Raw genomic sequence first — 11,285 nt, 5'->3', positions numbered from 1 at the left:
CCGACGCCGAGGACGACGGCGCTGAGCGTGGCGGTGTCGGCGGCGGACGCCTGGGTCACCAGCCCGTTGCCAAGGGCAACCGTCAGGCCGAGGAACGCCGCGGTGGCCCCGGTGGCCACACGGCGCCGCGCGGACCCGGAGGTCTGCGAGGAGTTGCTCGATCTCATGTTCGTCTTTTCCTTCTGTGCACGAATCGTGTGCATCGAGTGGAGACCCCCACGCTCGCCTCGGCAGGTAAAGCGAACATAAATGCGAGGTACGAGTAGTTGAACTTCATACGAGCCCAGGACGGAGTCTCAGATTCCGGACACTCGTTGCACGAACCACACCAGGCCCATGACGGACACCCCCGCGGAAATCGCGCCGGTCACCCAGAGGCCGGCCCTCGCCGAACGGCGGCGCACCACGATCAGCAGCGGGAAGGCCACCGCGATGATCGCCAACTGCACGGCCTCGATACCGACGTTGAACACCAGCAGGGACCACAGCAGGGTCCACGACCACGCCTCGTCGATCCCCAGCGCGCCCGCGAAGCCCAGCCCGTGCACGAGGCCGAAGCAGAACACCACGCCCAGCCGGGTCCACCCGGCCCGGTCCAGGCTGAAGTGCCCCTGTCCGGAAGACTCGAGCTCGGTCGCGTGGTCGCCGCGCCGCCAGACCCGCCACAGGTACCAGCCGGCGACGACCGCGATCGACAGCGCGATGACGGGCTCCACGACGCTCGCGGGCACGTCGACCACGCCGAGCGCGGCGAGCATGAACGTCACCGAGTGCGCCAGGGTGAAGCTGGTGGCCGCCAGCACGATCTCCCGCGGGCGCCGCGACCCGGCGATCAGGGCGAGCAGGAACAGGATGTGGTCGATCCCGGTCAGCAGGTGCTCGGCGCCGAGCCGGAAGAACTCCCAGAAGCGCTCGTACCAGGACTGCCCGAGGGAGAAGGACGGGTGCTCGGCGTCGAGGGCGGCGCTGCCCGAGCGGCCGTCGACGTCGTAGGTGACGATCGTCTTGGTGCCCTTGACGTACCCCTCGGAGTCGGGGAACAGCCCGCTGCGCACCTCGTGTTCCTCGCCCTGGTGGCAGGCCCAGTCGATCCGCAGATCCGCGTACGGGACGCCCTCCCGCCGGCCCATCGTGAAGCCGCCGGCCGGCGTCGGCGCGCAGGCCTCGCCGCCGGAGGTCACCGAGAAGCGCTCGGTGACGTACGCGACGGCCGCCTTCGCGTGGGCGTCGAGCGCCGCGGCCTGCGCGCCGGCGTCACCGGCGTCGAACGCGGCGGTCCCCTCGCGGAAGAGGGGGTCGTCGTCCTGGTAGTCGGCGGCGGACACGACGAAGAGGTCGTACTCGAGCTCCAGCGTCGTCCTGATGCGGCCGCCGTCGGCCGGGGCGACGTGGACGTAGACCGTCGACGTGAAACCGTGCGCGAACGCGGACTGCTGTCCGAGGCCCAGGAGGGCGATCACCGCCGCGATGATCCCGACGATGGAGCGGCGGATGCGGTGTGACATGTGGCTCCTTCAGGTTGCCACTGCACGGTGCACGTCACGGGTGAACCACAACCGGCCGGTCGGCGAAGTGTGCGCAAACAAGTTCGAAGGCGGCCCCTTGGTGATGGAACGGGCCGGAACCGGAGGAGCAGGATGTGAACGCACCACCTGCCACCACCCGGAGGACGATCGCCTTGCGCCCCCCGCTTCGGGCCGTCGCCACACTGGCCGCGGCCGCCGCGCTGCTCACCGGATGCGGATCCGGAGACGACTGGTCACGCCCGCACCCCAGTCCCACCGCCGTCGGCACACCCGGCCCGGGCTTCGTCGACCCCGCCGCCCCGCCCGCCCCCGAGGCGACCGCCACCCCGCGGCCCGGCTCCTGGTCGGGGGTGCGCCCCTCGAAGGGCTACCGCGTCGTCCTGCTCACCTCGGGAGAGGACCGCCCCACCAAGGCCCTCGTCGCGGCGGTGAAGGACTGGGCCGGGGACGAGGACGTCGACCTCAGGACGGTGACCGCCGCCCACCCGGCCGACCTCGTCGCCGCCATCTCCCGGGCCCTCGACATGCGTCCGGACCTCATCGTCAGCGCGGGCAACGCCCTGATCGACCCGCTCGCCATGGTCACCCCGAACCACCTCTCCCAGCAGTTCCTGGTCGTGGGCGCGGAACTCGCCGAGCCCACCGGCAACGTGACGGCCGTCGACTGGCCCGGCGCCTCGTTCCGCGGCGAGGGCCTCGGCGCGTCCTCGACGTACGACCCCGCCTCGTTCACCCCCGCGCGCTGCGCGGCCGCCATCCGCGCGGGCGCCGCGGCGGTGCTCACCGGGGTGACCGGGGTGGTGCTCTGGCTCGACGAGGTCTAGGTCAGGCCCAGAGCTGACCTGCTGACCTCATGCCCTCCGCCCCGCACGGGGCGCGGTCAGCCCTTGGTGAGCTGGGTGTCCACCACCGTCACCAGTCCCGCCCGGCCGTCCGCGCTCCGCGGGGCGCGGGTCTGGTCGAGGCGGAGGGCGGCGGCGCGGCCGCGCAGGGTCAGGGTCATGAGCTGGTTGCCGAACCAGGGACCGCCGAGTTTGCGCCAGCGCAGGTCCGGGGCGGCGGCGCGGCCGTGGCGGGCGAGCGCGCGGCCGATGAGGCGGGCGGGGCGGGTCCAGGCGAAGCGGAAGGCGAGCCGCATGTAGCCGGGGATGCTGTTGTGGACCGGGGAGCAGGTGAGTTGCAGCACCCGGGAACGCAGCGGCGTGCCGGGGCGGTGCGCCTCGGCCGTGTAGGCGTGGTGGACGTCGCCGGACAGGACGCAGATCGTGGCGGGGGCCTCGGGATCGTCGGCGGCGTCGGTGAGGATTCCGGTCAGGTCGTCGAAGGAGTCGGGGAAGGCCGACCAGTGTTCGAGGTCGCCGGCCTGGCGGAGGCGTTCCCCGCGGTGGGTCCAGCGGTGGCCGCGGCTGCCGCCGCAGAGGGCGGAGCTCCAGACCTCGGCGTCGTGGACGGCGTGCGGGAGGAGCCAGGGCAGTGAGGTGCCGATGAGCAGATGGTCGAAGCCGCCGTCGGGGCGGGCGTTCTGCCGCAGCCAGTCGAGTTCGGCGGGGTCGAGCATGGCGCGGTCGTGCTCGTCCAGGACGCGCGCGGCGCGTGAGTCGACCATGAGCAGGCGGGTGCGTCCGAGGTCGCGGCGGTAACTCCAGCGGGTGTGCGCCGGATCGGCCTCCACACGGGCGGCGAAGGCGCGCAGGGTCTCGGTGCCGTCGTCGGCGGCGCGTATCGCGGCGAGGAGCTTGTCGGCGGCGAGTTCGGCGGGGGTGAGGTTGCCGAGGTGCTGGTGGACCCAGTACGAGGTGAGGCCGCTGGTGACCCGCCCGTGCCACCAGGCCGTCTCCCGCATGGTGTCGCGCCAGGTGTGGGACGTGTTCCAGTCGTCGATGACGTCGTGGTCGTCGAAGATCATGCAGCTGGGCACGGTGGACAGCAGCCAGCGGATGTCGGGGTCGAGCCAGGACTCGTAGTAGAGGTGGGTGTATTCCTCGTAGTCGGCGACCTGGTCCCAGGGGGGCTCGTTCAGGTCGCGGCGCCGGGCGAGCCAGCGGCGGGTGGCCGCGGAGGTCTCGTCGGCGTAGATCTGGTCGCCGAGCAGCAGCAGGAGGTCGGGGCGGGGGGCGTCGCCGGAGGCGATGTGGTGGGCGAGGGTGTCCAGCGCGTCGGGGCCGATCGGGTCGGGCTCGTCGGGGGGCGGGGCGGCCCAGCGGCAGGAGCCGAAGGCGACGCGCAGCGACGGCCCGTCCCCCTCGCCGCCCCCGTCGTGCCCGGCGGTGTGGATGGTGCTGGGCGGATACGGGGAATCCGGCGGCGGCCAGACCTGCCGCCCGTCGAGGAGGACGCGGTAGGCGGTGGTCGTGCCGGGGCGCAGCCCGGTCACGGTGACGATCGCGTAGTGGTGGCCCGCGATCTGCCAGGTGCGCTCGCTGCCGCCGGCCCCGTCGTCGCAGGCGACGGTCGCGGTGGCGGGGCGGTCGGCCTCGACCCACACGGTGGCCGTGTCCTCGTCCACGTATCTCAGCAGCGGGCCCAGGCGCAGTTCTGCCATGGCGGTCGGCCTTCCCTCCGTCGTCGTGAGGTGTGGACGACGGAGGGAAGGCGTGAGTTCCCGGCCGCCGCCCGGGCCGCGGTCCCGGCGGCCGGGCGGGGCCGGGACGCGCGGTCAGCAGCCGCTGAGGACGCTGCTGAGCTTGCTCTTCTCGGCGGAGTCGACCGCCAGGTTGTAGTAGTACTTCACCTGGACCCAGGCGCGCACGTAGGTGCAGGCGTACGCGGTGCGGGACGGCATCCACGTGGCCGGGTCCTGGTCGCCCTTGGCCTGGTTGACGTTGTCGGTGACGGCGATGAGCTGCGGGCGGGTGAGGTCGTTGGCGAACGCCTGCCGCTGGGAGGTGGTCCAGGCGGAGGCGCCGGAGTCCCAGGCCTCGGCGAGGGGCACGAGGTGGTCGATGTCCAGGTCGGAGGCGGCGGTCCAGGTGGCGCCGTCGTAGACGGAGTACCAGCTGCCGCTGGTGGCGGCACAGGAGGAGTCGGTGACCACGCCGCTGCCGTCGCGCTTGAGCACGGTCTCACGGGTGTTGCAGGCACCGCTGATGGTGATCCAGTGCGGGAACAGGTCGCGGTCGTAGCCGGTGCGGTTCTCGGTGGCGACCCGGAGGGAGGCCAGGTAGGTGCGGGCGGTGGCGGCGCTGACGGGGGTGGGGAGAGCCGCCTGGGCGGCCGGGCCGTTCAGGGTCGCGAAGCCGGCGAACAGGCTGGTGAGAGCCACGAGGAGACCGAGGCGTCGACGCGCGTAGACACCACGCCGCGCGAGCGCACTGCGTATCCGGGACATAGGGAACTCCCTTTGATGTGGGGGTGTTTGGCCGCTGAAACCGCTGGCCATCCTTCTGCTGGGACGTTTCTGCGGGACAAGCGGCAGGTAACAGGTTGGCGACATGGACACGTCATGTCTAGGGGTCGGACCGTACCGGATCCGCGCCGCCGTGCGCCGGGGGCGGAAACCGCGCGCCACGGCCTCCCCCCGCGTCCGCCCGTGCGGCGTGCGACTCCCGCCCGCCCGGGGCGGCTTCACTCCCCCGCAGGCCGGCGCGGGGGACCCGCCCTCACAGGGCGCGCAGCCCCCGGATCACCTCGCGCAGCAGATCCGCGTCGGGCCGCTCGGCGGCGGCCGGTGGCGGGTCCACCCGGGCGAGCCCGGCGTCGACCAGGTCGCCGAGCACCACGCGCACCACGGTGACCGGGAGGTCCGCGTCGGCCGCCAACTCCACCAGCGGCAGCGGCCCCTGACGGCGCAGCAGTTCCAGCAGAGAGGCGCGCGCGTGGTCGACCAGCCCGTGCGCCCGCGAGGCCGCGGACCCGTCCAGCGCCCGGACCCGGTCCATCAGGGTGAAGGGGCGCTCCGTGTCGGGGCGGGTACGGCCCCCCGTCACGGTGTACGGGCGGACGATCGGGCCGGACTCCTCGTCGTACCAGCGGTCCTCGCCGCCCTCGGCGCGCCGGGTCACTCCTCGTCCGGCTCGTCCGCCGCGCGGGCGGGTGTGGCCAGGTGCCGGCCGGTGCGCCTGACGAGCAGGCCCATCTCGTAGGCCAGTTGCCCGACGTCCGCGCCCGATGCGCACAGGACGGCCAGGCAGCTGCCCTCGCCGGCCGGGGTGACGAACAGGTAGGCGTCGTCCAGCATCACCATGACCTGGCGGACCCCGCCGACCGCGAACGACCGGCCGGCGGACTTGGCCAGGCCGTTGAAGCCGGAGCACACCGCGGCCAGATGGTCGACGTCCTTGCCGGTCAGCCCCTTGGAGGAGGCCGTCGCCAGCCCGTCGCCGGACAGCAGTACGGCCTGGCGCACGTGATCCGTGCGGTCCACCAGGTCGTCCAGCAGCCAGTCGAGGCCCTCGGCGGCCCCGGCGTCCCCCGTGTCCCCGGGATGTGCCGTGCCGGACGGCTCGGCATCTCTCATGTCCCTGCCCCTCCTTCTCCCGCACCGTCGCGTCCCCGGTCCAGCCCTCGCTGGAAGGCTCCGAAGATCGCCCCCATCTGCTCCGGCGACGGGCCGGCGCCGGAAACCGCGCGCCCGGCCCCCGGATCGTCCGCGTCGGCGCGCAACTGCGGGGCCAGGTTCGCCTGGCGCACCCGCGTGGGCAGCGCCGGCGCCACGCCGGTCCCGGGAGCCGTGGGCACGGCCGGAGCCGGCCCGGGCGCCGCCCCGGTGGCCGGCTCACGTCCGCGCCGCGGCAGCGGGCCGGGCGGCTCCGCCACGGCCCCGTCGCCCGGCGCGCCTCCCGCGGTCACCGCCCGGGCCCCGGCGGCGGTCGCCCCGCACTCCGGCTCCGGCTCCGGCCCGGACCCCGTACCCGGCTCGGCGGTGACGGGCGCCAGCACCGGCCCCGGCAGGAAGACCACCGCCGTGGTGCCGCCGAACGGGGATCGGGTGAGCGTCACTTCGACGCCGTGCCGGTGGGCGAGGCGGCCGACGACGTACAGGCCGAGCCGTTCGCTGCGCGCCGGGTCGAAGTCCTCCGCGTGCCGGAGGGTGGCGTTGGCCTGTTCGAGCTCGTCGGCGTCCATGCCGAGGCCGCGGTCGTCGATCTCCAGGGCGAAACCGTGCGCGGCCTCGCCGAACCGCATGGTCACCCGGGTGCGCGGCGGGGAGAACACCGTGGCGTTCTCGACCAGTTCGGCGATGAGGTGGATCAGGTCGACCACGGCCTCGCCGACCACGCCGACCTGCGGCATGGGCGGCACGACCACGCGGGCGTAGTCCTCGACCTCGCCGACCGCCGCGCCGACGACGTCGACGATCGGCACCGGCTTGCGCCAGACACGTCCCGGCGCCGCCCCGGAGAGGATGATCAGGCCCTCGGCGTGACGGCGCATGCGGGTGGTGAGGTGGTCGACACGGAACAGGTCGGCGAGCGCGTCGGGGTCGGAGGTGCGCCGTTCGAGGGTGTCGACGAGCTTCAGCTGGCGGTGCACCAGCGCCTGGTTGCGGCGGGCGATGTTGAGGAACAGCGCGGACATCGCGCGCCGCAGGTCGGCCTGCCGGACGGCCGCCTCGACCGCGGCCCGGCGCGCCGCGTTCAGCGCGCGGCCGACCTGCCCGATCTCGTCCGGGCCCGCGCCGTCGGAACCGTCGTCCTCCGGCCGCCCGAAGGCCAACGGCGGCGCCTCGGCCGCCGCGTCGACCTGCTCGCCCGCGCCCAGCCGCCGGGTCACCTCCGGGAGCTGGCGCACCGCCAGGGTGTCGGCGGCGTCGCGCAGTTCCTCCAGCCGCCGGGTGATCCGGCGCCCGGTGCGGACGGAGAACCAGAGGGACAGCCCCACGCCGAGCAGCCCCGCGCCGCCCGCGCCACCCGCGTACAGCAGCTCGCGCCGGGCGAAGTCCCGGCCGCGCGCGGCGGCGTTCTTCGCCGCGTCGGTGCACAGCAGCATGTAGCCGCGGACGGCGTCGTCCATGGTCCGCCGCCACGACGCGCTCACCAGCACCTCGCCGGTGCCGGTCGCGCCGGCCCGGAGCAGGGCGTCCTCGCCCTCGACCAGGGACCGGTAGAGCGGGCCGCGCTCGAACTCCCGGAAGAGGGCGCGCGAGTCGGCGGGCAGGGCCGGCACGTAGGTCCGCTGGAAGACCCGGCGGTCCTCGATCGTGGCGGCCAGCCGGCGGAACCGCGCGGGGCCGAAGCCGCCGGCGACCCGTCCCCCGGCCACCAGCGCGTCCTCCTGGGAGACGAACTCCCGCACGCGGACGAGCCCTGCGACGTTTTGCGCCTCGCGGGCCAGCGGCCCGTTCTGCAGGGCGGTCAGGCCGGTCTGCACCTCGAAGGTGGGCCGGACGACGTCGGTGTAGCGGTCCACGGCGCGGGCCCAGTCGATCCGCCCGGCGATGACGTCGCGGCGCAGCGCGGGCAGGCGGTCCACGGCGGCGAGCGCCCGGGTGAGCACCCGGCTCTGGCCGGCGCTGAGGTCCCCGCGCTCGCCCCGGTCGCCGATCGCCGCGCGCATCGCGGCGATCACCTCGTCGGTGTGCCGCTGCTGTCCGGTGAGGTCGGCCAGCGCGCTCCGGCTGTTCCCGGAGGCCAGGTACACGGCGGACAGCCGCCGTTCGACCTGGATCTGGCCGACGGCGGTGTCGACCGGCGTGCCGTAGTGGACGTAGACGCCCTGCAGCCGGATGAGGTCGCGCAGTTCGCCCGTCACCGAGACCACGGCGAAGGTCCACAGCGAGACGAGGACGACGACGGGGATCAGCACCAGGGCGAGGATCCGGGTGCGGATCGTGCGGCTGCCGGGACGGCGACGCATGCACTCTCCAGGCTGCTCGGACGGTGGACAGCCGGATCCCGCCGCGTGGGACACGCTACGCGCCCGTACGGCTACGTTCCGCTCGGCGGAACCGGTTGCGCAGTACCGTAGCGACGACCCCTACCGGTGAGTAGCCGATGAGGCGAATCGTGAAGCGCGAGCGCTGTGCCGTGGCTCACAGTTGCCGCGGGTTGTCGGCCTTTGGGGTCCTTGTCCCCGGTGCGGGAGCCCCTCACGAGCCCCTCAGGAGCCCCCGGCCCCCGACGGCACGGCGGAGCCGTCGCCGAACTCGCTCACGGCTTCCCGGACGATCGCCTCCAGCCGGGCGTGGTGCGCGCCGCGCCAGTACGGGCGCTCGCAGGCGGCACACTGCGCGAACACGTCGTAGCTGCGGCGGGTGCCGTGCTCCAGCTTCTCCCAGACCGCGTCCTTGTCGGCGTCCCGCAGCGGCCCGTTGCACGCGGTGCAGCGTGTCCAGGGCGCGAGGGCGGGGGCGAACCGGCCGAGCACGTCGCGCAGTTGCTCGTCCGGCTGGTCGCTGTAGACATACGCGCCCGCCCACAGTTCGCGGCGGCGCAGCAGGCCGCGGTCCCGGGAGAGCATCACCCGTCGCTCGGCGGCCGAACGCGCGGCCAGGGCCGGGTCGCCGATGTCCTCGCTCTCGTACGCGGCGTCGACGCCCAGCAGGCGCAGCCGCCGGGCGAGCGTGCCCAGGTGCACGTCGAGCAGGAAGCGCAGCGGCGCCCCCGGCACCTCCTGCGGCCGCACGACGGGCTCGACCTCCACCTGCTCTCCGGCGGCCGGCACATGCGAGACGGGGACCTCCCGCCCGTCGACCAGCAGCCGGCCCACCTCGGTCAGCGGGACCCCGAGCGACTCCACGACGTGCCCCAGCGTGGACACCCCGTCGGTGACGACGGACGTCCGCCCCTCCCGCCGTGGCGCGGCGGCGAAAAGCCGCAGTGCGGAGGCGAAGCTGATGCCGATCTCGGGTCCGTTCACGACGCTCACCCGGCCAGCATGTCACTCCCGCCGCCCGGGGCACACACGGATTTCCGGGCCCGGGCCGGCGCCCGGTCAGACCAGGCCGTGCGCGACGAGGCTCCTGGCGCACTCGAGCACCGTCCGCTCCGCCGGACGCGGCCGCCAGCCCAGGACGGTGCGGGCCTTCTCGGTGCTGTGCCGGTTGCGGCGGCCGAGGGCGGGGGTGATGTCGCGAAGGGACGGGTCCGTGAACCGGGCCGCGAACCGCACGGCGAGATCGGGGATCCTGCGGGTGGACACCCGGCGCCCGTCCTCGCCGAGTCCGTCGCGCAGGATCCGCGCCATGTCCGCCATCCACAGGAACTCCCCGGTGGCCAGGAAGCGTTCGCCCGCCGCGTCCGGTGACGTCATCGCCCTGATGTGGACGTCGACGAGGTCGCGGACGTCCACGACCTCCAGCCCGATCCTGGGCACGCCGTTCATCCGGCCGGAGACCATGCGCGCCACGATGCCGACGGAACCGAGCGTGCCGGCCGTGAGGACGGGTCCGAAGACGGCGCCCGGGAGCACGGTGGCCAGTTCGGTCGGTCCCCCGTGGCCCGCCATGAAGTCCCAGGCGGCACGCTCGGCGAGGGTCTTGGAGCGGCGGTAGGGGATCAGCGCCGGGTCGTCCGGGTCGGTCCACAGCGTCTCGTCGGTGACGCCCTCCGTCGCGTACGAGGAGGGACTGGCCGCGTTCGCCGCGGAGGTCATCACCACGCGCTTCACCTTGGCCGCGGTCGCCGCGCGCAGCACCCGCAGCGCGCCGTCCCGCGCGGTGGCGACCAAGGCGGCCGGGTCGGCGCCGCCGAGGGGCGAGGCGACGTGCAGCACATGGTCGACGCCGTCGAGCGCCGCGTCCCAGCCGTCGTCGGCGGTGAGGTCGGCGACGACGACGTCCAGGCGGCCGGCCGGGTCGGCGACGGCCGACACGGCTTCGGCGACGCCGCGCTCCTTGCCCCGGGCGCGCACCGTGGTGCGCACGTCGTAGCCGCGCCGCAGCAGTTCGGCGACGCACCAGCCGCCGATGTAGCCGGTGCCGCCGGTGACCAGCACCAATTCGGACATGACGGTCCTCCACGAAGTGGGGTGGGTGTGCCAGAATGAAGCGGAGGCCCCTCCGCTACCCCTCGACCGTACCGGAGGCCCCTCCGCTTCGCAATCCACCCCGGACGGACGGCCGACGCCTGTGAACCCGCTGCCCCCCAAGCCGACCCGCAAGGACGCCCTCGGCAACCGCGAGCGGATCCTGACCGCCGCCCGCGAGGAGCTCGCCGCCTCCTCCGGCGCGTCCCTCACCGCGATCGCCAGGAAGGCGGGCGTCGGCATCGGGACGCTCTACCGCCACTTCCCCACCCGGGAAGCGCTGATCATGGAGCTCTACCGGCACGACATCGGACGGCTGATCGACCGCGCGCCCGAACTGCTCACCGCGCACGCTCCGTTGAGGGCCCTCCGGCTCTGGTTCGACGAGGTCGCCCACTACGGACGGCTCAAGTTCGGCGTCGCCGAGGTCGTCCACGCGGCGACCAACGGCGGCCTCGACGACGAGAATTACGAGCCCTTCGTCGCCGCCATCGCCGTCCTCCTCGACGCCGGTGCCGCCGACGGCTCGCTCAAGACCGGACTCGACCCCGAGGATGTGCTGCTGCAGCTCAGCGTGTTGTGGCGGATCAACCCGGCCCGCGGCGGCGAGGCCCGCGCCGCCCGGATTCTCGACCTGATCGTCGACGGCCTCCGCGTCTCGCCTGCGGCGCCTCGCTAGGGGGTCGGGCCGGTTTCTCGGGTGGCCCTTGCGGCCCGTGCCTCGTGTGCGGGTGCGTTGTGGTTGCTGTTGCGGTTTCTCCCCCGCCCTCCCGCCCGATTGCCCGGCGCGGTCAGGCACCGCCTCGCGCGTGTGTGGGTGGGCCGGGTGCGGGGCCTCCGGGGCTGGCCATTCTG

Annotated in this window: 10 protein-coding genes; 2 read left to right on the top strand and 8 right to left on the bottom strand. The window is 74.1% G+C overall.

What is annotated here, in order from left to right; genetic code table 11:
• Positions 1-296: 296 nt before the first annotated feature.
• Positions 297-1,505 carry a HupE/UreJ family protein gene (locus AB0F62_RS41415; protein ID WP_361811646.1) on the bottom strand — a complete coding sequence of 403 codons (1,209 nt, stop codon included), beginning with the start codon at positions 1,503-1,505 and terminating at the stop codon, positions 297-299.
• A gap of 134 nt (positions 1,506-1,639) precedes the next feature.
• Between AB0F62_RS41415 and AB0F62_RS41410 the strand changes: the two genes are divergently transcribed.
• Complete coding sequence (locus AB0F62_RS41410; RefSeq protein ID WP_361811643.1) at positions 1,640-2,350, top strand: hypothetical protein; 711 nt, start codon at positions 1,640-1,642, stop codon at positions 2,348-2,350.
• Positions 2,351-2,406: 56 nt separating this feature from the next.
• Here the strand turns inward: AB0F62_RS41410 and AB0F62_RS41405 are convergent, their stop codons facing one another.
• The 7 genes from AB0F62_RS41405 to AB0F62_RS41375 all read right to left on the bottom strand — a co-directional run bounded on the left by AB0F62_RS41405 (position 2,407) and on the right by AB0F62_RS41375 (position 10,412).
• Positions 2,407-4,068 (bottom strand): alkaline phosphatase D family protein, encoded by a 1,662-nt coding sequence (locus tag AB0F62_RS41405; RefSeq protein ID WP_361811640.1) that lies wholly within the window; start codon positions 4,066-4,068, stop codon positions 2,407-2,409.
• Positions 4,069-4,182: 114 nt separating this feature from the next.
• A complete protein-coding gene (locus tag AB0F62_RS41400; RefSeq protein WP_361811637.1) occupies positions 4,183-4,854 on the bottom strand; it encodes an HNH endonuclease family protein in 672 nt (223 codons plus the stop codon).
• 271 nt (positions 4,855-5,125) lie between these two features.
• Entirely contained in the window at positions 5,126-5,527 is a 402-nt protein-coding gene (locus AB0F62_RS41395) for a DUF742 domain-containing protein (protein WP_361811634.1), read from the bottom strand.
• Positions 5,524-5,982: a roadblock/LC7 domain-containing protein gene (locus tag AB0F62_RS41390; protein ID WP_361811631.1), complete on the bottom strand. Its 459-nt coding sequence runs from the start codon at positions 5,980-5,982 to the stop codon at positions 5,524-5,526. The genes AB0F62_RS41395 and AB0F62_RS41390 overlap by 4 nt, the downstream gene beginning before the upstream one ends.
• The gene (locus tag AB0F62_RS41385; RefSeq protein WP_361811628.1) at positions 5,979-8,321 is read right to left on the bottom strand and encodes a nitrate- and nitrite sensing domain-containing protein; all 2,343 of its coding nucleotides are present in this window, start codon (positions 8,319-8,321) and stop codon (positions 5,979-5,981) included. The genes AB0F62_RS41390 and AB0F62_RS41385 overlap by 4 nt, the downstream gene beginning before the upstream one ends.
• A gap of 243 nt (positions 8,322-8,564) precedes the next feature.
• Positions 8,565-9,323, bottom strand: a complete 759-nt coding sequence (locus tag AB0F62_RS41380) for a Mut7-C RNAse domain-containing protein (RefSeq protein WP_361811649.1) — start codon at positions 9,321-9,323, stop codon at positions 8,565-8,567.
• A gap of 75 nt (positions 9,324-9,398) precedes the next feature.
• Complete coding sequence (locus AB0F62_RS41375; RefSeq protein WP_361811625.1) at positions 9,399-10,412, bottom strand: NAD-dependent epimerase/dehydratase family protein; 1,014 nt, start codon at positions 10,410-10,412, stop codon at positions 9,399-9,401.
• A gap of 121 nt (positions 10,413-10,533) precedes the next feature.
• Here AB0F62_RS41375 and AB0F62_RS41370 point away from each other — a divergent pair, with 121 nt between their 5' ends.
• Positions 10,534-11,109 carry a TetR/AcrR family transcriptional regulator gene (locus AB0F62_RS41370; protein WP_361811622.1) on the top strand — a complete coding sequence of 192 codons (576 nt, stop codon included), beginning with the start codon at positions 10,534-10,536 and terminating at the stop codon, positions 11,107-11,109.
• The last annotated feature ends 176 nt before the right edge of the window (positions 11,110-11,285 follow it).

Origin of the sequence: Streptomyces sp. NPDC026673, assembly GCF_040638135.1 — a bacterium.
GTDB lineage: Bacteria > Actinomycetota > Actinomycetes > Streptomycetales > Streptomycetaceae > Actinacidiphila.
This window is presented reverse-complemented; position numbering and strand designations above follow the sequence as displayed.

Excerpts from the sequence above, each read along its gene's own strand:
- AB0F62_RS41415 (WP_361811646.1), bottom strand. The coding sequence starts at position 1,505 with ATGTCACACCGCATCCGCCGCTCCATCGTCGGGATCATCGCGGCGGTG.
- AB0F62_RS41405 (WP_361811640.1), bottom strand. The coding sequence starts at position 4,068 with ATGGCAGAACTGCGCCTGGGCCCGCTGCTGAGATACGTGGACGAGGAC.
- AB0F62_RS41400 (WP_361811637.1), bottom strand. The coding sequence starts at position 4,854 with ATGTCCCGGATACGCAGTGCGCTCGCGCGGCGTGGTGTCTACGCGCGT.
- AB0F62_RS41390 (WP_361811631.1), bottom strand. The coding sequence starts at position 5,982 with ATGAGAGATGCCGAGCCGTCCGGCACGGCACATCCCGGGGACACGGGG.
- AB0F62_RS41385 (WP_361811628.1), bottom strand. The coding sequence starts at position 8,321 with ATGCGTCGCCGTCCCGGCAGCCGCACGATCCGCACCCGGATCCTCGCC.
- AB0F62_RS41375 (WP_361811625.1), bottom strand. The coding sequence starts at position 10,412 with ATGTCCGAATTGGTGCTGGTCACCGGCGGCACCGGCTACATCGGCGGC.